The sequence below is a fragment of the candidate division WOR-1 bacterium RIFOXYB2_FULL_36_35 genome (assembly GCA_001771505.1).
Classification (GTDB): domain Bacteria; phylum Margulisbacteria; class WOR-1; order XYC2-FULL-46-14; family XYC2-FULL-37-10; genus XYB2-FULL-36-35.
The window spans coordinates 23,180-48,362 of record MEUA01000027.1 but is presented as its reverse complement, the minus strand read 5'-3'; the positions used below and the strand labels follow the sequence as shown (position 1 = coordinate 48,362).

20 protein-coding genes are annotated in these 25,183 nt (G+C 37.1%); 14 read left to right on the top strand and 6 right to left on the bottom strand.

Going from position 1 to position 25,183, the window contains the following annotated elements:
• Nucleotides 1-13 precede the first annotated feature (13 nt).
• Nucleotides 14-835, top strand: a complete 822-nt coding sequence (locus A2290_01635) for a nicotinate-nucleotide diphosphorylase (carboxylating) (GenBank protein ID OGC15030.1) — start codon at nucleotides 14-16, stop codon at nucleotides 833-835.
• 73 nt (nucleotides 836-908) lie between these two features.
• A complete protein-coding gene (locus A2290_01630) occupies nucleotides 909-1,439 on the top strand; it encodes a hypothetical protein (GenBank protein ID OGC15008.1) in 531 nt (176 codons plus the stop codon).
• A 21-nt stretch (nucleotides 1,440-1,460) separates the two neighbouring features.
• On the opposite strand, the gene A2290_01625 is transcribed toward A2290_01630, so the two are convergent.
• Complete coding sequence (locus A2290_01625) at nucleotides 1,461-3,344, bottom strand: hypothetical protein (GenBank protein ID OGC15007.1); 1,884 nt, start codon at nucleotides 3,342-3,344, stop codon at nucleotides 1,461-1,463.
• Nucleotides 3,341-3,907, bottom strand: coding sequence for a dTDP-4-dehydrorhamnose 3,5-epimerase (locus A2290_01620; protein ID OGC15006.1), 567 nt, complete (start codon nucleotides 3,905-3,907; stop codon nucleotides 3,341-3,343). The genes A2290_01625 and A2290_01620 overlap by 4 nt, the downstream gene beginning before the upstream one ends.
• Nucleotides 3,908-4,160: 253 nt before the next feature.
• Between A2290_01620 and A2290_01615 the strand changes: the two genes are divergently transcribed.
• From A2290_01615 to A2290_01600, 4 genes are all read left to right on the top strand, one after another.
• Nucleotides 4,161-5,201, top strand: coding sequence for a hypothetical protein (locus tag A2290_01615; protein OGC15005.1), 1,041 nt, complete (start codon nucleotides 4,161-4,163; stop codon nucleotides 5,199-5,201).
• Complete coding sequence (locus A2290_01610; GenBank protein ID OGC15004.1) at nucleotides 5,185-6,228, top strand: hypothetical protein; 1,044 nt, start codon at nucleotides 5,185-5,187, stop codon at nucleotides 6,226-6,228. The genes A2290_01615 and A2290_01610 overlap by 17 nt, the downstream gene beginning before the upstream one ends.
• 168 nt (nucleotides 6,229-6,396) lie before the next feature.
• A complete protein-coding gene (locus A2290_01605; protein ID OGC15003.1) occupies nucleotides 6,397-7,413 on the top strand; it encodes a hypothetical protein in 1,017 nt (338 codons plus the stop codon).
• Nucleotides 7,414-7,452: 39 nt separating this feature from the next.
• Nucleotides 7,453-10,194: a valine--tRNA ligase gene (locus A2290_01600; GenBank protein OGC15002.1), complete on the top strand. Its 2,742-nt coding sequence runs from the start codon at nucleotides 7,453-7,455 to the stop codon at nucleotides 10,192-10,194.
• Between the two features lie 22 nt (nucleotides 10,195-10,216).
• On the opposite strand, the gene A2290_01595 is transcribed toward A2290_01600, so the two are convergent.
• Nucleotides 10,217-12,073 carry a hypothetical protein gene (locus tag A2290_01595; GenBank protein ID OGC15001.1) on the bottom strand — a complete coding sequence of 619 codons (1,857 nt, stop codon included), beginning with the start codon at nucleotides 12,071-12,073 and terminating at the stop codon, nucleotides 10,217-10,219.
• Nucleotides 12,074-12,299: 226 nt separating this feature from the next.
• Between A2290_01595 and A2290_01590 the strand changes: the two genes are divergently transcribed.
• The 8 genes from A2290_01590 to A2290_01555 all read left to right on the top strand — a co-directional run bounded on the left by A2290_01590 (nucleotide 12,300) and on the right by A2290_01555 (nucleotide 21,651).
• Nucleotides 12,300-13,448: a hypothetical protein gene (locus A2290_01590; protein OGC15000.1), complete on the top strand. Its 1,149-nt coding sequence runs from the start codon at nucleotides 12,300-12,302 to the stop codon at nucleotides 13,446-13,448.
• 20 nt (nucleotides 13,449-13,468) lie between these two features.
• Nucleotides 13,469-14,644, top strand: coding sequence for a hypothetical protein (locus A2290_01585; protein ID OGC14999.1), 1,176 nt, complete (start codon nucleotides 13,469-13,471; stop codon nucleotides 14,642-14,644).
• A 3-nt stretch (nucleotides 14,645-14,647) separates the two neighbouring features.
• A complete protein-coding gene (locus A2290_01580) occupies nucleotides 14,648-15,724 on the top strand; it encodes a bifunctional phosphoglucose/phosphomannose isomerase (GenBank protein ID OGC14998.1) in 1,077 nt (358 codons plus the stop codon).
• Nucleotides 15,717-16,796 carry a hypothetical protein gene (locus tag A2290_01575; protein ID OGC14997.1) on the top strand — a complete coding sequence of 360 codons (1,080 nt, stop codon included), beginning with the start codon at nucleotides 15,717-15,719 and terminating at the stop codon, nucleotides 16,794-16,796. Before A2290_01580 ends, A2290_01575 begins: the two co-directional genes overlap by 8 nt.
• A gap of 61 nt (nucleotides 16,797-16,857) precedes the next feature.
• Nucleotides 16,858-18,117, top strand: coding sequence for a histidinol dehydrogenase (locus A2290_01570; GenBank protein ID OGC15029.1), 1,260 nt, complete (start codon nucleotides 16,858-16,860; stop codon nucleotides 18,115-18,117).
• A 58-nt stretch (nucleotides 18,118-18,175) separates the two neighbouring features.
• On the top strand, nucleotides 18,176-18,922 hold the full coding sequence (locus tag A2290_01565) for a hypothetical protein (protein OGC14996.1): 747 nt from the start codon (nucleotides 18,176-18,178) through the stop codon (nucleotides 18,920-18,922).
• 147 nt (nucleotides 18,923-19,069) lie between these two features.
• Nucleotides 19,070-20,335, top strand: a complete 1,266-nt coding sequence (locus A2290_01560) for a hypothetical protein (GenBank protein ID OGC14995.1) — start codon at nucleotides 19,070-19,072, stop codon at nucleotides 20,333-20,335.
• A 56-nt stretch (nucleotides 20,336-20,391) separates the two neighbouring features.
• Nucleotides 20,392-21,651: a hypothetical protein gene (locus A2290_01555; GenBank protein ID OGC15028.1), complete on the top strand. Its 1,260-nt coding sequence runs from the start codon at nucleotides 20,392-20,394 to the stop codon at nucleotides 21,649-21,651.
• Nucleotides 21,652-21,685: 34 nt separating this feature from the next.
• Here the strand turns inward: A2290_01555 and A2290_01550 are convergent, their stop codons facing one another.
• Genes A2290_01550 through A2290_01540 form a run of 3 tightly spaced genes read right to left on the bottom strand, consistent with a single transcriptional unit; the run spans nucleotide 21,686 to nucleotide 25,177 of the window.
• The gene (locus tag A2290_01550) at nucleotides 21,686-22,522 is read right to left on the bottom strand and encodes a metallophosphoesterase (GenBank protein ID OGC14994.1); all 837 of its coding nucleotides are present in this window, start codon (nucleotides 22,520-22,522) and stop codon (nucleotides 21,686-21,688) included.
• Nucleotides 22,509-24,038, bottom strand: coding sequence for a ribonuclease Y (locus A2290_01545; GenBank protein ID OGC15027.1), 1,530 nt, complete (start codon nucleotides 24,036-24,038; stop codon nucleotides 22,509-22,511). Before A2290_01545 ends, A2290_01550 begins: the two co-directional genes overlap by 14 nt.
• A gap of 47 nt (nucleotides 24,039-24,085) precedes the next feature.
• Nucleotides 24,086-25,177 carry a recombinase RecA gene (locus A2290_01540; GenBank protein OGC14993.1) on the bottom strand — a complete coding sequence of 364 codons (1,092 nt, stop codon included), beginning with the start codon at nucleotides 25,175-25,177 and terminating at the stop codon, nucleotides 24,086-24,088.
• Between the last annotated feature and the right edge of the window lie 6 nt (nucleotides 25,178-25,183).

Below are 25,183 nucleotides of genomic sequence, written 5' to 3'. Positions count from 1 at the left end.
AGAAAAAATAAGAATGAACAAGTCAATAAAATCGTTAATAGAGATGGCTCTTCTTGAAGATATTGGATCGCGAGATATTACTACCGATGCCATTATTGATAAAAGAAAACCTGCTTCGGCAATCATATTGGTCAAGGAAGACGGGCTTCTCGCAGGGACATCTTTGGTGAAGGGGGTTTTTGATGTTTTGGATAAAAAGATCAAAGTCTCTTTTAAGGTAAAAGATGGTAATAAAGTAAGCGATGGGGAAGTTATCGCGGAAATAACAGGCCCCGCCCATTCCATATTAAAAGGAGAGAGACTGGCCCTTAATTTTCTTCAAAGATTATCAGGGATTGCTACGCTAACCTCAAAATTTGTTGTGGCTGTGACGGGGACAAATGTAAAGATTCTAGATACTCGCAAGACCACCCCTCTTTGGCGACAGGCTGAAAAAGAGGCTGTTTTGGCGGGCGGAGGACAAAATCACCGTTTTGGATTGTATGATGCGGTTTTAATAAAAGACAATCATATAAAATTTGCGGGGGGGATAGAACCTGCAATTAAGCTTTTAAGGAAAAAGGCCAAAAAGATTGAAGTAGAGGCTCAAAATATAAACGAAGTTAAAACGGCGATAAAGCTTGGTGTAGATAGGATCCTTTTGGATAATATGGACAAAAGAACCCTTATGGAAGCGGTTAAACTTTGTAAAAACGCAGGGATTGAAACAGAGGCGTCGGGCGGCGTGAACCTGAAAAATATAAAATTTATCGCAAAGACAGGAGTTGATTATATATCTGTTGGAGCTCTTACCCATTCTGCGAAAGCGCTTGATATCAGTCTGAAATTTGTTTAAACTTCTTGAAATTTACTTCTTTTATAATCGATAATGAATTACGGTAAGTCCAGGTTAAATTGGAAGACAAATAATGCTTTTTAAAAAAATAATATCTTTTAATATTGAAAAGACAGAAGAGCGGTTAACCGCAAAGAGTTTAGACCCTTTAATTGAAAAGCTAAAAAATGTGGACTCTTCTTCCGAGGCTATATCAGAATTTATCTCTTTGATGAAAAAAACAGGGTTTCCATTTACAATAAGCCATATAAAAAGTGGGATAATGTCAGGCGCTCTTATGAGATTTTTACAAACTCTGTCTACTTCTTTAAAAGAAAAAGACAAAAAAACGATTATCCCTTTAATTCAAACTTCTAAAATAGTTGAGGATGAAACAGGCTTATCGACTAACCAGGCTAGGGAGATAGGGCGTCAGATTGTCAATCGAGTGACGCAGATAGTGAGAAGCGGCGAAAATTTATCGCCCTTTACCATTTCATTGATTTTTATTCCTACTCTTGAAGCTTTGTCAATGGTAAGGAATAGTTTGCCGGAACCCTTCAAAATAATAGAAATGACTACTGACTCAGGACGGTGCAGGCTTACAGTTAAGCCCAATTATTAACCCCAATTATCCTGATCGGGATTAAAATTTAAAAATCTCTTTTACCTTTTCTTGAACTCCCTTTTCCAGCTCTTTTTTTGCTTTTGTCTCTTCTTCTTTTATTTTAGATTCGATTTCCACTTTTTTTGTTTCAATCTCTACTTTGAATTTTCCAATCTCTTTTTCGATGATATTGCTAAATATTGGCGAAGGGAAAGGTTTTATTAAAGCTCCTTGCAGCTCAAAAACAAGCTCAATAAACCCCTTATTATCTTTAAGAAAGACCAGTTCTTGCGGCAGTTCTTTTGCAGCGTTTGGACTGAATTGAAGATAAAGACGGTTCCCCGATACGTAATTCATAGAATTAAAATCCAGCTTGCCGTTGAATCCAATCCTTAAATCGGTATCTTGAAGTGAGAGTTTTGTAACGTTTAATATTTTGTTGTCTAGCACCGCCTGAATCCTTAAACCTCCAATAATCAGATCATGTTTTAATGTGTTGATATTATATTTTGTCCCTATGCTTTCAATCGATTTGATCTTTTTTATCTTCCCTTTTGACAAAATAATTATTCCTCTGCCGCTTAAAGTGTCAAATGTTTCAGGCATTTCTATTCCGGATCCCTTTAAATAGGATAAAGAGATATCCAGAGTTCCTTCCGTATTATTTTTAAGATCTAGGAAGTTTGGAAAAAAGGAATCAATCATATCATTTGTAAAGGGAGAAGCGGCAAAGTTCTTTAAAGACAAATTTTTTATTAAATAAGATAGTTTTGGAAGATCAAATTTTAGGCTTTCCAGCGTTAAGGCTCCTTGGTACGCGGCAAAGTTTTTTATTTTTATATATACAACCTGTTTTGAAAGATCAAGATCAAAAACAAGAGAATTTATGCCCAAAGTCTTAAATGTGATATTTTTAAAATCAACATTCGCGGAAATGGTTAAATTTTTTGGTATGTTTGAAAAAGATTTTTTCAAGGATTTGGTTAATGCTCCGTGCGGAGCTTTTTTTGCTTGTTTATTGTCGCTTCCTGCCGCCGCAAAAACTGCTAAAAGCGGATCGATTGTAAATTTTTTAGAATTTATTGAAATATTTACGACAGGCGCTTTTTTAATATTTTTTATATCTGCCGAAGCATTGATTGTCTCTCCCGCGATAGAAAGGCTAAACTCATCAACTTTTGCCTTGTCCATTGTTTTAACGTCTATCCCTATTTTCCCATGGAGAGCTATAGGGGTATCTTTCCCAAGATAATTTCCTGTGGCGGACAGGTCTACCTCTATAGGCTTTAATGCAAAAAGCGTTATATTTGATATTTTAAGATTTATATCTTTTAACCCGCTTTTCCCTGTGTAATAGTCGGAATAAATGATCTTACCATTTGATGCTTGGACTTTATTTATTAAAAGATTTATAGAAAAATCTGTTTTTCCCGATTTGCTAGATCCTTTTTCTTTAGATGACGCAACGGATTTTTTAGGTTCAAACATATCACTAAAATTAAAAAGGCCATTTTTGTCCTTTTCTATTAAAATTTCAGGTTTTACAAATGTTATCTCCGGAATTAATATCTTTTTTTGGAGGAGAGGGAAAAAGGCATATTTAAGTTCCAAAGAATCTGCCGAAATAAACGGTTCGGCTGAAAAACCTTTCCCGTTGCTTATTGTAACCCCTTTTAATTTGATTCCCGAAAAAAGGTTGAAAGATGCGCTTTTTATTTTTACCTCACGATTAAGCTGTTGAGATAAGCTTTTTGCCGCAAAATCTTTTATTATATCGACAGGGAGAAAAAAATAAAGAACTATTGATGCAAGTAGTATTACTCCGAAAAGCATAGCAACTATAATAAGAATCTTTTTCATAAAAACAACCTTTTTCATAAAAACAACCTCTCTTTTTAAACGGAAAAGGGAATTTCTCCTCAAATAAAGTTGTGTTCGGCTTCTTTTAATTTAGGGTGTTTTTTGTCTTTATCAGAAAGAAGAGCTTTCCCGTCAACTTTATCAAGCGGCCATAAAATCCCGATATCAGGATCATCCCATGCTATGGCCCTTTCGCTTGGGCCGTTGTACATCCCCGTACATTTATAAAGAAATTCAACATTATCTGTAAGCGCCAAAAACCCGTGCGCGAATCCGGGAGGGAAGTAGAGCATTTTATGGTTTTCTGCCGTTAAAACCTCTCCGTACCATTTTCCAAAAGTTTTAGATCCTTTTCTAATGTCAACGCCGACATCGAAAGCTTCCCCTCTTACCACTTTTACGAGTTTTCCCATGGCATGAGGATTTAATTGATAGTGAAGCCCTCTTATAACCCCTTTTTGCGATCTACTGTGGTTATCCTGAACAAATAAGTCTGTAAAATTGCCGTCAGTTTTGAAGGCATCTTTATTGTAGTATTCCATAAAAAAACCGCGATAGTCTTTGTAAACGTTTGGTTCTATTACTAAAACTCCTGAAATATCTGTTTTTGAAAATTTAAACTTCATACAAATGACCTATTCTATCATAGGATAGAACTAAAATTCCATGCAACTTTTCTGACATTTTGTGCGATATAAGATTATAGAGGGACTGTTGCATAATGGTCATTCCCGTGAAAACGGGAATCTATTTTTCATAAAACAACCCCGATTATTATAATCGGGGTTAAGATGGATCCCCGCTTTCGCGGGGATGACAAATTACAAAAACTGTCATTACGCAACAGTCTCATAGAGTAATCAAGGGGGTATTTAATTTATGACTACTTGGATAAGTGGAATGGGCGATACTGGAGGTTTGAGAGGGCAGCGGTTGACGGAAGCCAGGTTTTCTTGTAGAAGAGCTGACGAATCGTTTCCTTTGTCTGGGAGTTTGAGAGAAGGATGGAATCAGATTCCAATAAACGATATTGCGCGTCGTAGGGCATTTGTTTATAGTTCTGTTTTAATGAAGATACAAAGTCCTCGAGACCTTGCAACTCTTCGAGCAAGCTTGCCTTCTCCGGATATATTAAGCATAGCAAGCGGACTTCTTGTTGATATTGCTGAGATATCGCCATATTCTTCTCCTGTTTTGTATGTTTGGCGGAAGGGTGAGAGTGATTTTACAAAAGGCGTTATCGACGAATCTTTTTGCTCTAGGGATACAATGAAAAAACTTGAGCAATCTTATTGTTTGGGGCATGAACTTTTAGAATCAAGCGAATTTTATAGAAGAGAGTTTGATAGAAGAAAGGCTATTTCTTTTATTGCTGACAGTGTAGTTACAGATCCTGAAGTGCTTGGGATGAGCGTAGCTATTTTATTTAGCGCTCTTATCAAGGAAAGGGGTGACGAGACAACAAAGGCTCAATTTTGTGGAGAAATTTTAAGTGATCTTGTTGATAAATTAAAACATAAATTTGGGGATATGAATAACTTTGATAATTTAGAAAAATTTGCGCTTTTTGTGGAAAAAGCAGTATCGTGGATGTCAAAAAAATTCAGAGATGATTTTTCCGTGAAAGATGATACTTCATGGGTTGTTGATGATCGGGGATTTAGAAGCCTGCAAAGCAGTGTTTTGGCTAAATTTATCGAATTACAGATTAAAGATGAGGACATAAGAAATGAAGAGAGGTTTATGAAAAGCAAACCTAAGGTTGATCAAATTGCGTATTTAGTTAGAAAAGCAACTCGACATATTGATAAAGGAGTTTTAAGAGAGGTCTTTGGAGTGAAAAGAGATGATGAGATAGAAGGGACTTTGTTCACCGGTATAACTAGGGTTATAAACAGAGTATGTGTTTCTAGAGATTGAAAATAAAGATAATTTTATGATAGCAATGAAAGGGAATTTGCCGTTAAATAGAGCTATTCCTTACAAAAAACCAATCCAAAAAGCAGAGCACAGAAAAAGGGAGTGTTTTTATCAAAAGATAGATCTCCCTGTTGCTGCCTTGACTTCTTTGCCGAACAGACGAAAACTGTCCGTATTAAATATGATACAAGCCAAAAGAAGTGTTGTTTTGCCAATAGACTTTTTGCGGTTACTCGAAGATAAGGCCTCCGATTACCATTCTGGAGAGAGCCATAAAATTGATTTAATCAAAAATGAATTTTCAGATTATATTTTATTTGGGAGACTTAATGGCCTTGCTTTTGAGGCGGGGGGATCATTAGCCGCTTTGCTGGAAGGGACTGACCCTGAAATAACGGTTAGGGTTGCGATTGATGTTTGCCACGTTTTGGAGCTGGGGGGAGAGTTAAAACCTTTTATAGATTTGCCGGATGCAACTGTTGCTATTCTTTATGAGATTATACTTGTTTTAAGTGACTTGATAATGCAAGGGAAGATTTTCCTGGAAGATTTGAAAATACGCGATGCAATTTCTAATGCTTTGGCTGTGAGGCTGCGCCCCTTGCCAAAAATGTTTGGGGTACAAAGCTCCGGTGTAAATGTTTTTGGCGTTGACCCCGAGATTGAGCTTAATCCTATAATAATTAGAGGAATATTGAAAACCCTTGTTTTTATGCTGCAAAAGGGAGCTCCCAGAAGATTTAGCGTCCTTGCTGAAATTTGGGAGATGCTTCATGAAGTACAGGGGCTTAACTCTTCAATAAAAAATTACATGAGAAAAGAAATTCTTGGTCGGGCTTATTTGATGATTAAAGATGGATATGTTGCTGGTGTTCGTAAATCTGTTTTAAAGTTTACTCCTGTTATTTATGATTTGGAATATGAAGACTTTTCTGAGAATCTTATTGCGTTTTTGATTACTATAGGAGAAGAATCTCTGGCCCAAGTGATTCAGGGTGAATTTGCTGAAAGACTAAAATATCTTTAACCCCGATTATTCACCCATTTTTCTTAAAAAACTAGGATATCCAGTTGCAATTTCCATCTTGAGACTGTTGCGTAATGACAGTTTTTGCAATTTGTCATCCCCGCGAAAGCGAGGATCCATCTTGAGTCTGCAAGTTTTTGGCATAATAATACGATTTATTAAATAGATATGGTATATGGAATAGCAGGACAAAATATAGCTCCCGGAATGGGAGAAGAGTCTTTTGCAGCTTCTTCAGCGATGGTTGTGTCTGGGCTTGAGAAGGAACTTAGACCTACAAACATTAAAATGAAATATGAAGATGCGAAAATTGACATGGAGAAAGCGGAAGAATTTATTCAGCAGCTTGTAGATTCAACTGCTGTTGAAAGAATAAAAAAATATGATGGGGATGAAGAGAAAAAGAGAGAGAAAAAAGAAGAATCCCCTAAAAAAAAGAGAGCCTTTATCGGCAGTCAGAAAGGGGTTATTCGCCCTTTTGAATGGGCAGAGAGACCTAAAGATGAAGGGGTATTTTCTTTTTTATTTAATTTAGAAAATAATGTCCTTCGAGGTATTTTGATGGTGGTTTTACAACCTGAAATTAGAGAATTAATTGATTTGGCCAAAGACTTGAAGATAGATATTTCCGGCTGGAAACTTGAAAAAGTTAATATTGATTCTGAGGGTAATTTATTGCTGGCTTCCGGACTAACAGAAGAAGAAAAAGGGAGAATTTTACTTCTTGATGAATGTAAGATCCTTGAGATCGGAAATATCCTTGAGGATTCATGGTTAAAACTGTTAATAATTAATTGGCGCTTATTAAGGGTTAAACTCGGGCTGAAAAGGCTCGGGTTGACAAAAGAAGATCTTCAAAATATCAAGAAATCGGCACAGCAGATAGCCTTTTTAAAGTTAATTGCGATATTAAAAGATGCACATTTAAACAGGGTGTTTTCCGGATCTAAAAAAGAATTTGAAGCGTATTCACGAAAGATAAGAAAACTAACAAAGAAAATTTGGAAGCTTAATGTTAATTTCCCTCAAATTGGAATGGATTGGATTCATAAAAAATTAGAGACTCTTGCTTTGGAATCTGCTAAATATAAGCTGGAGCTTTTAAAATCTATGCAAAAAGTTGCGTATGACCCTGCAAATGAAGTGACTATACATTGGCTGGAAACTACTATAGCTCATTTCTAAAAACTTTTCGCAAGCTTCAATTCATGTTAATATTAACATATGAGTGAACTTCCAAAAGCCTATGATCCGAAAGCTGTTGAACAGAAATGGTATAAATTTTGGGAAGAAAACAAACTTTTTTCTCCAGATGACAATTCTTCCGCAGAATCATTTGTAATTGTTATTCCTCCGCCAAATGTTACAGGCTCTCTTCACATGGGTCACGCTCTTGATAATTCTCTGCAGGATGCCCTTATAAGATACAAAAGAATGAAAGGGTTTAAAACCCTTTGGATCCCGGGGACTGACCATGCAGGGATTGCTACGCAAAATGTTGTTGAAAAAGCCTTGAAAAAAGAAGGGAAGAAAAAGGAAGATCTTGGGCGCGAGAAATTCTTAGAAAAAGTTTGGGAGTGGAAAAAAGAATATGGCGGCCGTATTACCATGCAGCTTCGCAGGCTTGGCGCATCTTGCGATTGGACTCGTGAGCGGTTTACCATGGATGACGGCTTATCAAAAGCAGTGGCAAAAGAGTTTGTCTCTTTATATAAAGAAGGGCTTATCTATCGCGGGAAGAGGATTATTAATTGGTGTCCTAGATGCCAGACAGCTTTATCTGATATTGAGACGGAGTACCAGGAGAAGAGTGGGAAATTGTGGTATATAAAATACAGTGTACAGTGTACAGTTGATAGTTTACAGAAAAATCAAGAATACATTACAGTTGCTACCACAAGACCGGAGACAATGCTTGGCGATACTGCCGTTGCTGTTAATCCAAAGGATGAAAGGTATAAGCATTTGATAGGAAAAACTCTTATTCTCCCTTTAGTTAATCGAAAAATTCCGGTTATAAAAGATGATTTTGTCGATCCATCGTTTGGCACTGGAGCTGTAAAAGTTACTCCTGCTCATGATCCTAACGATTATGAAATAGGAGAAAGACACAATCTCCCTCAAATTAATATTTTAACTGCCGAGGCAAAAATAACTTTGAATGAATTTCCTGACGAAGAAAAAGGATTGGTCAATACTTTAGAAGGCCTTGACTGTTTTAAAGCTCGTGAGGAATTAGTCAAGCTTCTTTCCGAGAAAGGGTACCTTGAAAAAATAGAAGATTATCAAAATTCTGTTGGACTTTGTTATCGTTGCAAGACGACTATTGAACCTTATTTGTCTGACCAGTGGTTTATAAAAATAAAACCTCTTGCAGAAAAAGCAATACAAATTGTTGAAGAGGGGAAGATAAAGTTTCTGCCGGAGCGATGGGCAAAGGTTTATCTTCAGTGGATGACCAATTTAAAAGATTGGTGTATTTCAAGACAATTATGGTGGGGGCATCGCATCCCCGTGTGGACATGCAGGGAAATATCCAATGACCAATTACCAATGTCCAATGAATGCAGAGAGATTATAGTCTCTGAAGTAAAGCCTGAAAAATGTCCTAAATGTGGAGGGACAAAGTTAGAACAGGATCCCGATGTTTTTGACACTTGGTTTTCATCTGCCTTATGGCCCTTTTCTACTTTGGGCTGGCCGGACAAGACCGATGATCTTAAAAATTATTATCCAACCTCTGTTTTGGTTACAGGTTATGACATTATCACTTTCTGGGTTTCTAGAATGATTATGACAGGGATGCACTTCATGAAAAAAGAGCCTTTTAGTACTGTGTTTATCCATGGCTTAATTCGGGATGTTACCGGAAAAAAGATGAGTAAGTCTCTTGGCAATGTGATAGATCCTCTTGAAGTTATAGAGCATGCCGGAGCTGATGCTTTAAGGTTTGCGCTTACTTCTTTGGCCACAGGCGGTGGGCAGGATATTAAACTTGCAGAGGAAAAAATTACAGAAGCCCGAAACTTTGCGAATAAAATCTGGAATGTGAGCAGGTTTGTTTTAATGGGGACAGATGACAGACCACAGACGACAGACAACAGATTGCAGCCACAATCTTTAGAATTGGCAGATAAGTGGATTTTATCAAAATTTAATAGGGTTATAAGCCAGACTACAGTATATCTTGATAGTTATCAGATAGGGGAGGCGTCAAAGCTTCTTTATGATTTTATATGGTCGGAATTTTGTGACTGGTATGTTGAACTTGCAAAGGTACGACTTTACGGAGAAGATCAAAAGAAAAAAGAGACAGTTCAATCTCTCCTCATTTTGGTTTTAGAAGGGATATTAAAACTTCTTCATCCTTTTATGCCATTTGAAACAGAAGAGATTTATCAGATTTTACACAGAAGGGGGATTCCTAAGCCCGAAGAATCCTTAATGCTTCAAAGCTGGCCTGTTGCGGATGAAAAGCTTGTTAATGATTCTGTGGAAAAAGAGATGAATAAATTTATAGAATTAGTACGGGTGATTAGAAATTTACGAGGAACATTAAATATTCCACACAGCAAAGAGATTCGACTGATTACAATAGCAGGGGGAGATATCGTAATTGATGAAAGATTGGCAGCCCATCTAAAACCGATTGCGAAAGTTTCTTCTGTTGAAAACTTAAAAACATATCCTAAGAATACGGTTACGGTAAAATCAGGAGAGATTGAGTTTGGTATCCCTCTTTACGGGTTAATTGATTTCGATAAAGAGAGTGGACGCTTGCAAAAAGATTTTGAGTCTCTTCTTATTCAAATAAAAAAGATTGAAGAGAGACTGGGAAATGAGAATTTCATAAAAAACGCTACAGAAGGTTCTATCCAAAAAGAGAAGACAAAACTTCAGGAATATGAAGAGAGAGTTTTGATCTTAAAAGATTATCTTTCCGCCCTAAGAACTTTGGATTTTTGAAATTACGGGCTTTCTATTTTGATTAGCTGTATAGACTGTGAGTTTTTATATACTCTCTAACTGTTGCTGAGATATGAGAGGGTTCTTCTCCTCTTCCTATCTTTTCTCTTTCTTCGCTTGACGCGCTTGCCACCCTAACCTTTAGTCTCTTTATGCTTCCTGTTACATAGCCCCTGAGAGGGCCGCTTTCCGCGGAATTTAAAAATTGTCTGACTGTACACCAGCCTCTTGTTTTATCAAACCTGTCCGCGACCCATAAAGATGTGTTATCTTTAAATAGTCTTTCAATTGCCTCAAAGGCCTTTCCGTGCAAATCTGCGTAATATGCCGGTTCCATTATTCTAACCAGTGTGTCCATTCCGCAAAGGAAGGTGAGTTTCCCCTGCGATTTTGTTCTGAGCAGTTCGGCTAAACTGAAGAAGCGTGTTTGATTGGTAACCAGAACAGGATATCCAAGAAGATTAAACATGGAAATGCGATGCGCCATATTTTCTAAAGTTGCCTCTCCTTTTGAGACGATGGTTGTTGATATCTCAGGTAAAGATAAAACTTCTGCCTGCCCGCTTAGATTTAAAGCTTTTTCTAAAACCTCTATATGGCCTGTTGTCGGTGGATTAAAAGAGCCTTTATATAAAAAGATCTCTTTTTTTTCACGGGTCATTGACGGAATATCTTGAACCAGTCCATTTGAGGAAAACAGGACAAGATCTGAAAGTCCTGTTTGAACAAGTCTTATATTTCTGCAGATATGATCAAACGTCGAATCTGTTTCAACAAATATCTGGTCTATCGAAATTAGCCCGGAAGTCGCGGCTTTTATATTCTCTATGGAAAAGGGTTCCCGTGTTAAAAATTGATGGAGAGAGGCTAGGCCGAATCTCCCTGTGGCAATCTGCTGGTTTTGTCTCTCTTGATTTTGATAAACGCCGTGGATTATAACATCGGGCTTTCCTGTCCCGCATAATGCCAAGTAAAAATGATCTTGTCCCTTACGTGTTCTATCTGTTTGTGTCGCCCCTGTTAAAGCAAGGCCAAAAACCGCTCCGTCCTTTTTCGTTTTTGCCGCATTTCCCATGGCTTTTTTTGCTAATGCCAACGCCATGTCTGAAGAGACTGAAGGATAATTTGTCGCCTGCTCAAGAAATCGGTCTCTATCTGCTTGATTATAAAGTGAGGCAGTACTTGATATATATCTTGAGGTACCCCCATCAGAAAAAACACTCCTAGCTATTTCAGTCCCCGCGCCGATTTCGACGAGCATTCCCATGTACCCGGATTGAATTATTTCTTTCTTTAATAGCTGCTCTTCTCTTAAAGGTTCAAAAGGGGTAGAGCTCTGTCTTGAAAATTCGGTTGCTGCGTTAATTAGCGCTAGTCGATAAGCTTCGAGTTTTTTTCTGTTTGCGGGAGAAATTCTGCTGCTACTTAAGAGATCGTCAATTTGTCGAATTTCTCTTTCCATTGTTTCTATGACGCGGATTCCCGCCCATTTTAGAGTACTTAAGACCAAAGGGTCGTCTGTCACCGGGGTTGTTGCGCTTGTCACTGTTGTTGGAATTTCACTAAACCGCCAGATTAATATATTTCTGACTAACATTCTGTTTTCTTCAACCGATAAAAAATTTCTTATACTTTCTCCGTGAGAGAGTTCGCGTATTTTTAAATTTGCAAAAGCATCAGGGTTTTCTGTCATTAGTTTTGTGATTTTTTTCAATAAAATGGATTTTGAATTTATAGCCCCTTGCCCCTTAAGCTCTTTTAGCAGTCGTTGATCATCTGCAGAATAATTTGTTTCCTTCCGCAGGGGGACACTTCTTGTTCCCATATTATAATGGGGGAGCATCCTTTGAGAGTGTCTTTTTTCTATTTGAAAAACCATAACTTAATTTTCCTTTTTGGGTTTATCGTGTAATGATAGTTTTTGCAATTTGTCATCCCCGCGAAAGCGGGGATCCATCTTGTTTACGACACGGGAATGACTATTTTGCAACAGATCCCACTATATATCGTTGATATTCACTTGAAATTGCAGGCCAGGGCAGATTTTTCATGGGAGCCGAGTCCTTTGCCTTGTAATGCGATTTTTGCTATGTTAAAATCTTTAAATGATTTTCCGTGTGATTTTGTGTTTGGTTCTAATCTTTTCTTTTGTAGTCCCTTCTTTTTCTGAGTCAGAAGTGAATTTGACTTCTACTTCGGAAAAAACAATTAAAGAGAAGAAACTTGAAGAGATCAACAGGAAACTTAAAGAAAAACAAGAGAAGCTGGAAGAGACAAGGAAAAAAGAACAGAATGCTCTTTATAATCTTGTTGTTACCAAGAAAAAATTAGATCGCACAAAACAAAATTTAAAACGCGCTAATGAGAAGATAAGTCTTAATAAACAGAAACTGGACAAACTGGTTTCAGACCTTGAAACTACCCGCCAAGATCTGGAGATTAAGAGGATAAGGTTTAAAAAACGTATTGTTGAAGTATATAAAAACAGCTCTGTAAATTATCTTGAACTTCTTTTTTCTGCCAGAAGCATGGCTGATTTTATTAATCGGTTTTATTTTTTTTCGAAAATCGTGGAGCTTGACGGAGGCCTTGTTAAAAATATTTCTACAAGTTTTTCTTATCTTCGAGATAAAAAAGTGAAACTTGCGGATACCACGGAACAGATTAGAGGGCTTGCCTCAGAAATATCAAATGAAAAAGAAAAAATCTTAGCGCAGGCAAAAGAGATAAACAATCTTCATCTCTCGTTACAAGAGAGACGAAAAACCTATGAAAAACAGGTTGCAGAACTTGAAGCAAGTTCCGCTCAATTAGAAAAGGAAATACTTGCGAAGACATCGGGGGGGGCAGGCGCCGCCCAAAAAGGTACTGGTTCACTTGATTGGCCTTTGCGTGGTAGAATTACTTCAGTATTTGGCTACAGGGCACATCCTCTTTGGAGAAGGAAGGACTTTCACACCGGAATGGATATTGCTGCCCCTTATGGAGAGGTAATTAGAGCGGCAGACAGCGGAGAGATTATACTTGCTGGCTGGTGGAATGGATATGGCAAAGCTATAGTAATTAATCATGGCAAAGACATGTCTACTGTTTATGGCCATATGTCTCGCTTGTATATGAAAGTTGGGGATCGTGTTAAAAAAGGACAAATAATAGGATTGGTTGGAAGTACCGGTTATTCGACAGGGCCTCATTTGCATTTTGAAGTCAGAATTAAAGGCAAGCCAAAAAATCCAAGAGTTTTTTTGCCCTAAATAAAAAGGAGATATAAAAAATGAAGGGGAAATCAAAACGTTTTTTTGCGGTAATTATTTTGGCGATTTTTATTTTTTCTGTTGGGTTTTTATACGGAAAAAGCAGGGCGAACGATGATTTGGAGAAAAAACTGGAAGTTTTTCTTCAGGTTCTCAGCGTAATTAAAACTCAATATGTTGAGAAAGATGTTGATAACACAAAATTAGTTTATGGGGCTATTCGTGGAATGTTAACTTCTTTAGATGATCCTTATTCAAGATTTTTAGAGCCAACTGCTTATTCCGAAATGCGCATGAGGATGAAAGGGAGTTATAGCGGAATAGGCATATATATAGGGATGAAAGAGCATCAATTAATTGTCATCTCTCCTATAGCTGGAACACCGGCAGAAGAAAAGGGGTTAAAACCAAAGGATTTGATAGTTAAAATTGATGATAAACCTACTAAAGACATGGCGCTTGAGGAGGCTGTTTCCCTAATAAGGGGGAAGAAGGGGACAAGAGTAAAACTTTCTGTGATGCGTAAAGGATTTGATGAGCCAAAAGATTTTGTGATAAAAAGAAGCGAAATTCTCATAAAAAGCGTAGAGTTTAAAATGATGCAAGATGATATAGCCTATATAAAACTTAATACTTTTGAAAAACAGGGAGCTCCCGCTGAATTTAAAAAAGCAATTAATAGCGTCAAAAAGGATAATGCAAAAGGGTTGATTTTGGATTTAAGGGGGAATGGCGGCGGGCTTCTGGAAAATGCGATTGAAATAGGGAGTATGTTTATTCGTTCGGGGGCTATTGTTCAGACTGTAGACAGGAATGGAATGAATGAAATTCAATATTCAACGGGAGATGTTATTTGGGTAAATCCTATTGTTGTATTAATTGATGAGTCTTCAGCATCGGCCTCGGAAATCTTGGCAGGCGCTTTGCAGGACAATAAAATTGCTACAATTGTCGGAACCAACTCTTTTGGAAAGGCTTCTGTTCAAAGCGTCAGAATGTTGCAGGATAATTCGGCTATTCTTTTAACTATTGCAAAATATCTTACGCCAAGCGGGAAAGATATTACTAAAAAAGGGATTATTCCTGATGTTGAGATTAAGTTGCCAACCGAGGAAGCAAAATTAAAACTACTCGAAGAGACTGGCTCTGACCTCCAGCTTGATAAGGCGGTAAAAGTTTTGAAAGGGCTTATTTAAATAATGCTTTTACTTGATGATTTAAAACATATAAAAAAGATAGATAAAAGCGGGATGCTCTTTAATATTGAAGACGCGCCAAATCAGATTTCTTCTGCGATTAATTCCGTCTCATCGCAACTTTTTGGAGTTGATAAAGATCTTGAGTTTTTTGATGGGGTTGTGATCTCCGGCATGGGTGGGTCTGCTATTGCGGGAGATATTATTTTTGATCTGTTTGCTTCAGAATCGGACAAAAAGATATATATAAATCGCGGTTATGATATTCCCGGCTTTCTTGATAAAAAAAATCTTTTTATTGCCATAAGTTATTCCGGAAATACACAAGAGACATTGGCATCTTTAAAGGTTGCGGAAGAGAGAGGGATGAGAATCATTTGCGTAAGCAGCGGCGGAAAATTAAAAGAACTGGCAGAAAAGAAAAAGTATCTTTTCTTATCTCTTCCGGAAGATTTTGTTCCTCGTGCGGCTTTTTATTTTATATTTGTTTTTCTTGTCAGACTTTTTGAATTTTTAGGCTGTATTCCTATGCAAAAAGAAAATCTTAACAGCTCAATAGATATTTTAATTAAACTTAAAGAGAGTATTGGGCATGATGTTTTAGAAAAGGATAATATTGCAAAGCGGCAAGCAAAAATGATTAAAGGAAAGCTCCCTTTAATTTGTACTTCAAGTATGTATACGGCCGCATGTGGCTTAAGGCTCAAGGGGCAATTTAATGAAAACGGCAAAAAACTGGCAATTTATTCCGTCTTGCCGGAAATGAATCATAATGAAATAGGGAGTATTTTTGCCATTTTGCCAGAGAAAAATAAATTTGTCGCAATATTATTAAGAAGAGGCGATGAGCTTTTTCCAGTCAAGAAGAGGCTTGATGCTGTGGAGCGTTTATGGAAAGATAAATTTGGAAACTCCTCGATTTTACAGATAGATAGTTTGGGAAAATCAAAGATTGAAAAAAGTTTATCTTTAATATTTTATATTGACATTTTAAGTGTCTACTCTGCCGTTTTAGAAGGGGTGGATCCGACCCCTATTGAGGTTATTTCTGCATTTAAAAAGGATATGCAGAATGAGTAGGGCAAAAGCCGTAATTATTGCGGGGGGGCTTGGCACGAGACTTAGACCATTGACTTATGATATGCCAAAACCGATTGTTTCTGTTGTAAACAGGCCTTTTATTGTTCATCAGATAGAACTTTTTAAACAGCATGGCATAACTGATATTATTTTAAGTTTGCACTATATGTCCGAGGCTATAAAGCATATCCTTGGCAACGGTTCGGAGTATGGCGTTAAACTATACTATTGTGTAGAAAAAGATCCTTTGGGAACGGCTGGGGCGGTTAAAAATGCTGAAGAATTTTTTGGGGATGAACCTTTGGTTGTTTTTAACGGGGATATTTTAACAGATATAAATATTTCTAAGGTTTTAGATTTTCATATTTCAAGGAAATCAAAAGTTACATTGACATTGACATCTGTCGATGATCCTACAGCCTATGGTCTTGTGCTAACTGATAAAGAGAGAAAGATCAAGCAGTTTATTGAAAAACCGACTTGGAGCATGCTTGAGGGCGTTGATTGCAGAGAGATTAACGCGGGTTTATATGTTTTAGCCCCTTCTATTTTTAATGATGTTCCCAAAAACAAATTATATATGTTTGAGCACGATCTTTTCCCTAAGCTCCTTTGTGAGGGAGCTGCGATATATGGATTTTTGTCGGATCGTTACTGGATGGATATTGGTAATACTGAAAAATATATTCGTGCTCATGAAGACATTTTAAGAGGGGAGGTCTCCGTTCGTATTTTTGGAACAAGACATCAGGAAGGATATTGGCTGGGAGAGAATGTCTCTTTTGGTGAGGCGGTTAAAATTTTTGGTTCGGTTTTGATTGGGGACAGAGTCAAATTAAACAGTGGAGTTGCGTTGAAAGATTATACAGTTATTGGCGAAAAGGTTGAAATTGGCGAGCATTCTACTCTAGAGAGGTGCATTGTCTGGAGGGGGGCGCATATCGGAAAAAATGTGAAAATGTCGAATTGCGTAGTAGGTTTTGATTGTAAAATTGAGGATGATTGCAAACTTAACGGGGCTGTCCTTGCAAGTAAATCTCTTATCAAAAAAGGATCGATTATAAATGTTTAAAATCCTTGAAAAAAGCGATGAAATTTTAAAATATCTAAAAAGGCTTGAGGAGAGTTTTTTTGTGCCTTACAGTGCCGATTCTGTTATTAAAGATATTTTAAATAGAGTAAAGAGAGATGGGGATAAAGCTTTAATTGAACTTACAAAAGAATATGATCAAGTGGATATTTCAGGAAAAACTGACCTTAAACTGAGAGAAGAATCTAAAGAGACTGATCTTGCTGTTTCAGATTTAAAAGTTTCAAAGATAATAATCAATGCTGCTTATAAAGAGATCGATCCTTCGTTTTTAAAATCTTTTAAAAGACTGGTTAAAAATGTAAGGAGCTTTCATGAAAACCAGAAAGAACCCAAAGAGTGGAAGCGAAAATTCGCGGACGGCTCTTTTTTTGGCATGAGGAATATCCCTCTTTCGAGTGTCGGTGTTTATGTCCCCGGGGGGAGGGCTGTTTATGCCTCTTCTGTAATGATGAATGTTATCCCTGCGCAAATAGCCGGAGTTAAAAGGATTGTGATGGTCTCTCCTCCAAAGATAAATCCGCATGTTCTTGTCGCTGCAAACGAATTAGGAGTCTTAGAAATTTATCAGGTGGGAGGGGCTCAAGCAGTGGCGGCTTTAGCTTACGGTACTGCCACAATCCCAAAAGTAGATAAAATAGTAGGCCCCGGCAATATTTATGTTACACTTGCAAAACACAAGCTTTCGCCTATTGTTGGGATAGACTCATTGGCGGGGCCTTCTGATGTCTTAATAATAGCGGATAGAAAGGCAAATCCGAGATATATAGCCTCTGATTTGCTGGCTCAGTGCGAACATGATCCTAATGCTCAGGCTATTTTAATTACAGATTCGGAAGAATTTGCAAAGAGTGTAAATCAAGAGGTCAAAAAACAGTTTGATAGCCTTTTACGCAAAGAGATTGTGAGAAAAGCGATTGAAAGTAAGGGGTGTTTTCTTGTCGTAAATAATATTGAAGATTCTATTGATATTGCAAATAGAATTTCGCCTGAGCATCTTGAACTTTTTATTTCAAAGCCTGACAAGTTTTTAACTGGAATAAAAAATTCGGGGGCAGTTTTTGTTGGGGAATTTTCCCCTGTGGCGATTGGAGATTATGGTGCGGGGCCTAATCATGTTTTGCCTACTTATACAACAGCCAGATTTTCATCTCCTCTTGGCGTTTATGATTTTATTAAGAAGCAGAGTGTATTGAAATACTCTAAAAGAGCCCTCGCAAAAATCCGCGATGATGTTGTAATGCTTGCTGGTGTTGAAGGTTTAGATGCCCATAAAAAGTCTGTAGAGATAAGACTTACATAACAAGACTGCCGTGTTTTCCTGGAATGCTCAGGGTTTGTGTCATAATATTTAACAGATTATGGATAAAGATAAGATAAGAGATAATTTTTCAAAAAGCGCTTTAACTTATGATCAGTGCGCTGATGTACAGCTTGAAATGATGGAGATGCTTCTTAAAAAGATTTTTTGCCGTGATGATTATAAGCATATTTTAGATATCGGTTGCGGAACGGGAAGATTGGCGTCTATCCTTTCAAGCAGATTTCCTTCTGCCAAAATTGTAGGGATTGATATTGCCCCGGGGATGATTGAAATTGCTTCTTCAAGAATAAAAAATGAGAATGTCTCTTTTTATGTGGAGGATGGGGAGTCTTTGTCTTTTAAAAATAAGCAGTTTGATTTGGTTGTTGCAAATGCTTCTTTTCAGTGGATGGATTATAAAAAGGTCTTTTCTAAGATTCCTTCTTTTTTAAAGAAAGACGGGGCTTTCTTTTTTACTACCTTTGGCCCTGCCACTTTTAACAATATCAGAAGAGTCGGCCTCTCTGTAAATAAATTCCCTTCAAAAATTGAGCTTGAAAGATGCTTGAATAAATATTTTAATAAAGTAAAGCTTGAAGAGAAAATAATTGTGAAAGAGTATAGAGATGTTTTCTCTTTTTTTAGTTATCTGAAAAATATAGGAGGACAGAATCCCTTGGAAGTTAGGAATAAAGGGCTTTTAACCAAGAGACGGCTTCTTTCGCGTTTTGGCGAAGAGGAAGGAACGTTTAAAGTAGAATGGGATATCTATTTTGTGGAGACTCATACCCTTCCCCCCGATTAGGATAATAGGGGTTCACGCCAGAATCAATAACTAACAAATTGTCAAACATTACTCGAGTATGGATAATCGGGGTTAAAGCTGTCTGTCAATTAAAAGGCCTTTACCCATTGAATAAGAGTTGCTATAATTCAACTTGAGAATTGGAAAATGTCTGAAAATAAACAGAAAATACTTTTATTAGAAGATGATCAGGAGTTAGCTGAACAGATAACTGAGATTCTTTCATCTTATGATGTTACTTGCTCAGAGGCGGAAGAAAAATTTTTACAAGAAGCTTCCAACCCTAAGTATAAGCTTATTTTAATGGACTTTGATTTGAAAGAAAGGGACGGATTAATGATTTTTCGTGAGCTCCGCAAAAAACTGCCATTAAATAAAGTTATAATGTTTTCTTCATCAAATAGCATCCCCCTTGCGGTTCAAGCTACCAAGCTTGGCGTTTTGGATTTTTTGCGAAAACCTTTTGACTCGGAAATTTTAGTAAATTCTGTGGGGAAAGCCATTGAGACTCATGAGGTTTTTGATTTGGATTTTTCCGGGCTAAGTGATACAGAATGGCTGGAGGGAGTTAGCCCTGTTATAAGCGAACTTCTTGAAAAGATAAAAAAACTTGCAATTGATACAAATGATCTTGTAATTTACGGAGAAAAAGGGATAAGCAGAGAGGTTATAGCAAAAATTTTACACCGCCACGGGAGAAATTCTGACAGGCGTTTTTCTAAGATAGATATCGCTTCTTTTGATAAAAATCTTTCCGAGGCGCATTTTTTCTTGACTTTAAAAGAATTGCTCTCCTTTTCGGAGGAAGAAGGAATTGAAAATAAAAATAATTTCCCCGGAACAATTTTTCTTTCTGGTGTTGATTCTATTCCTGAGGCCTTTTGTTTAAGTGTCGCTCATTTTATAAAAGAGAAAAAAAGTCCTGTGAGAATAATCTTGTCTGTTTGCAATAAAGAAAGATTCTCTGGCTTTGAAACCTTGGAATTGCCTCCTCTTCGTTTAAGACGTGAAGATATCCCAATTATTGCTTTGTCTTACTTAATAAAACATGCTCCGCGGATAAAATATATTTCGCCTCAAGTGATAAGTTTTTTAATGTATTATGATTTTCCTGGAAATTATGATGAGCTGCGAGATTTAATACAGTCTGCATCTGTTTGTTTCCCGGGCGCTGAGGTTTTAAATTTTAAAAGTTTGCCGCTTGATGTTTTTTCTTTTAATAATGTATTACGAAACAAAGTTTTTTCCCTTAAAAAATATAATTTAAGTGAAATTAGAAGCTTTTTTGAAAAGGAATTTATAGATGTGATAATGTGGAAAGTAAATCACGATCCTCACAAAGCTAGCAGATTTTTGGATGTTCCGCATTCTGTTTTTTCTGAGAGGATTAAAACTCTCGGCCTCTCTGAATAGATTTTTTCTAAATTATTATGTCAAAGTATAAATCCCGAATATTCACAGTCGAAGCAATCATAAATACTCAAAACTTCGATTTCCCTTCACTTCCAGGCATATATATTTTTAAAGATGCGGAAAGCAATGTTATCTATGTGGGAAAAGCAAAATCTTTAAAAAATCGTTTGGCATCTTACTTTAAAAAAAATATAGATTCTCCAAAAACAGAATCATTAATTTCTAACTATAAGACCATTGAATATATTGTTACCTCTTCAGAACTTGAGGCCCTTCTTTTAGAGCAAAAATTAATAAAAAAATATAAGCCTAAATATAATGTTCAATGGAAAGACGATAAACGTTATCCTTATCTTAAGCTTTCTATAAGCGAGGATTGGCCGCGGTTGTTTCTTGTCAGGACAAAAGAAGATGATGGTTCTCTTTATTTTGGTCCATATGAAGCAGGAAGTGTCAAGGAAACTATTAAGTTAGTGGGAAAGCTTTTTTCTTTTAGAAAATGCAAATCTTCCCCTTTAAAAATAAGAAAGCAGCCCTGTCTTAATTTTCATATTAAAAAATGTCTTGCTCCTTGTGTTTATAAAACATCAAAAGAGACATACAAAAAGATTATTTCGGCGGTGGTTGAACTTTTATCAGGGAATCTTGAAAAAACAATATACAACCTTGAGGCTGAAATGAAGGAGGCTTCAGATAGACACGATTTTGAATATGCTGCAAGTATAAGGGATAAAATTTATAAAATAAAAAAAATTACCAGGGCAAAACCTTTTTGGTTGTCTAACAGTAAAGCGACCAGCTATAAACCGGCGCTTAATCAGCTTAAACAGGTTTTAAGGTTAGATAAGAAACCCTATAGAATAGAAGGGTTTGATGTTTCAAATACGCAAGGGACAAAAACAGTAGCCTCTATGGTAACTTTTATTAATGGAGAGCCTTCAAAAGAAAACTATCGAAAATTTACAATCAAAACAATAGAAGGGCCAAATGATGTAGCGGCAATATATGAGGTTGTTTATAGACGATACGCGAAGACTTTAAAAGAAAAACTTCCTTCTCCTGACCTTATATTAATAGATGGAGGAAAGGGCCAGGTTAACGGGGCTTACAATGCGATGATGAAGGCTGAATTAAAAATTCCGCTGATAGGACTTGCAAAAAAAGAGGAATTAATTTTTTCTCCCAGGAAGAAAACTCCTTTAAAACTGCCGGAAACATCTGCTGCCTTGAAGTTGTTACAAAGGATAAGAAACGAGGCGCATAGATTCGCTATCTCTTTTCATAGAAGTAAAAGAGGAAAAACCCTTTTTAATTAATCCCGACAATCATAATCGGAGTTAATTTCTGGTTCTATAGTGAATGATCGGGGTTAAAAGGGTCATCTATTGTTTTTATGATTTTTTTTATGCTTACAGCTCTACCTGTTTTTGAATCTATTTGGGCAAATACCGCATTAAATATTCCATCGTCTTCTTCTACCGGCTCAAATTTTTCGTGCATGCCGGTTATAAATTTTTTTAAAATCTGCTCTTTTTTCATGCCAATTATAGAATTTTTTCCTCCAACCATTCCGACATCTGTGATGTATGCTGTTCCACCAGGCAATATCCTCTCATCTGCGGTAATAACATGGGTGTGCGTGCCAAAGATAGCCGAAACTTTACCGTCTAAATAATAACTTAAAGCTACTTTTTCAGAGGTTGCTTCTGCGTGTATATCTATAATAATGATATCTGCATCTTTTTCTATCTCTTTTAATATTCTATCGCTTGCTTGAAAAGGACAATCAAGTGGAGACATAAATACACGCCCAACAAGGGATACAACTGCTATTCTATGGCCGTCTTTTGTTTTTTCTATAACGTATTCCTTGCCTGGAACCCCTTTTTCAAGAGGAAAATTAGCGGGCCTTGCCATCATTTCAAAGCTTGCAGCATCTTTTATGATCTCTTTTTTATCCCATACATGATTTCCCATGGTTATAACATTAATTCCTATATCAGAAAACCAATTGTAAATTTTTTTGGTTATGCCATAACCATGGGCGGAGTTTTCACCCTGAGCAATAGTAATATCTACGTTTAGCTCTCTTTTTAATTCCGGGAGTATATTCTGTGTAACTTTTCTTCCGAGAGAGCCTATAATATCTCCTATAAATAAAATATTAACAGTTTTATTTTGCAACATCTGTACTTCTTGTCTCTCTAATTACAGTAACTTTTATCTCTCCGGGATATTCAAGCTCAGTCTCAATCTTTTTAGCAATATCATGAGCTAATTTTGCCGACATTATATCGTCTATTTTATCAGGTTGGACTATAACTCTAATTTCGCGACCTGCTTGTATAGCGAAACATTTTTCTACTCCCTCGAAAGACTTTGCCACTGATTCGAGTTTTTCTAGACGTTTTACATATGATTCCAAACTATCGCGCCTAGCGCCTGGACGGGAGCTTGAAATTGTATCTGCTACCATCACAAGTACGGCTTCAATGGTTTTTGGCTGAACATCTTCGTGATGGGCTTCTATGGCATGAATTACTTCGGGGCTTTCTCCTGCTTTTTGAGCGAACAAAACTCCTAATTTTACGTGTGTTCCTTCTACTTCCTGGTCGATTGCTTTTCCTATGTCGTGAAGTAGCGCACCTCGTTTTGCAAGCTTAACATTTACTCCCAGTTCTGAGGCAAGCATTCCGGCAAGATGCGCCATTTCAATTGAATGTTGCAAAACATTTTGACCGTAACTTGTTCTGTATTTTAATCTTCCAAGCAATTGAATTAAGACAGGAGGAACGCCATGTATATCTGTTTCCATTACTGCCTTTTCTCCTGCTTCCCACATTGCGACCTTCAGTTCTTCTTTGGATTTGTTGTACATCTCTTCAACTCGTGCGGGGTGGATACGTCCGTCAACAATTAATTTTTCAAGAGTTCTTCGCGCTGTCTCCCTTCTTAGCGGATCAAAACTCGAAATAATAACAGCTTCCGGTGTGTCGTCAACGACTAAATCAACCCCTGTTAATGTTTCAAATGCTCTGATATTTCTCCCTTCACGACCTATAATTCTTCCTTTCATTTCATCGGAGGGAAGTTCTACTACTGAGGTGGTGGTTTCAACGACATGATCCACAGAGCATCTTTGAATAGCTGTTACTAGAATTTCGCGGGCCTTTTTTTCCGACTCCTGCTTTATTTTTTCTTCATTTTTGCTTATTCTAAGAGCTGCGTCTCTTTCTAATTCTTTTTCTAAATTTTGAAGCAGAATCTTTTTGGCCTCTTCCTTTGGAAGAGATGAGGCTTTCTCCAGCTCTTTTATGTGTTCTGATAAAACATGTTTTAGCTCTTCTTTTGTTTTTTCAACATTTTCAAGCTGTTCTTTTAGTTTTAGCTCTTCGGTATCTATGTTTTTTTCTTTTTTCTCAAGGTATTCTTCTCTTTGGAGCAGCCTGCGTTCAATGTTTCCGAGCTCTGTTTTTCTCTCTTTCGATTCTTTTTCAAATTCTTGCCGCAGACGGACAGCTTCTTCTTTTGCTTCAAGCAGAGCCTCTTTCTTTTTGGTTTCCGCATTTCTCTTGGCCTCTTCGAGGATCCTTTTTGCTGTTTCCTCTGCAACTTTGACTTTGTCGTCGCTGTATTTTTGTCTTGCAATAAGGTATATAATTGCTGCGATTAAAATTATTACAATAAGTACGCCTAAATACATTAAAAATTGTGTTTCCATTATTTTATCACTCCTTTAACTAGTTTTTTTTAGGCAGTTGCTTGGTTAACTGCTTTTTTTATATCTTTTCGAGAACTGGTTGCAACTGTTCGCGAACTCGTTGCGACGGAACGTTTTTCTTCGCTTGTTTTTTTTGCTTCTTCTATTTTTTGGCGGATTTTTGTTTCTATTTTATTGGAAATCGCCGAATGTTCACTTAGAAATTTTAAACTTGCATCATATCCTTGGCCTAATTTTTCTCCTTCAAATGCGTACCATGAACCGCTTTTTTCTACGATGTCATAATTAGTTCCCATATCAAGTAATTCTGCCTCATGAGAAATTCCTTCCCCATGAATTAATACAAATGATGTTGATGTGAACGGAGGGGCAACTTTATTTTTTACTACTTTTATTTTTACTCTTGTTCCAATGATTTTTTCCCCTTCTTTTATTTTTTCCTGAGCCCTAACATCTAACCTTAATGATGAATAGAACTTTAAAGCTCTCCCTCCTGGCGTTGTTTCCGGACTTCCAAACATTACTCCAACTTTTTCTCGTAATTGGTTGATAAAAATAAGGACAGTTTTAGACTTTGAAACAACTGCTGTTAGCTTTCGCAGAGCCTGGGACATAAGCCTCGCTTGTAGGCCGATATGAGAATCTCCCATTTCCCCTTCGACTTCCGCCTTTGGCACCAAGGCTGCCACGGAGTCGATCACAATTATATCCAAAGCATTTGACCTGACCAATGTTTCACAAATTTCCAGAGCTTGTTCTCCATAGTCTGGCTGCGAAATCAAAAGGTTTTGCGTGTCTACGCCTATTTTTTTTGCATATAATGGATCCATGGAATGTTCCGCGTCTATAAAAGCTGCTGTCCCTCCTTGTTTTTGTGCTGCGCCAATAGCCTGTAGCGATACAGTTGTTTTTCCTCCTGACTCAGGCCCGAAAATTTCAATAATCCTTCCCCTCGGAAAACCTCCAACCCCTAACACTGAATCTAATCCTATGCTGCCTGTTGAAATAACTTCAACATGCAATTTGCTTGCTTCCCCCATTTTCATGATGGACCCTTTACCGAAATTTTTTTCTATTTGAGATATTGCCATCTCCAGTGCTTTTGCCTTTTCATTTGACATTTTACT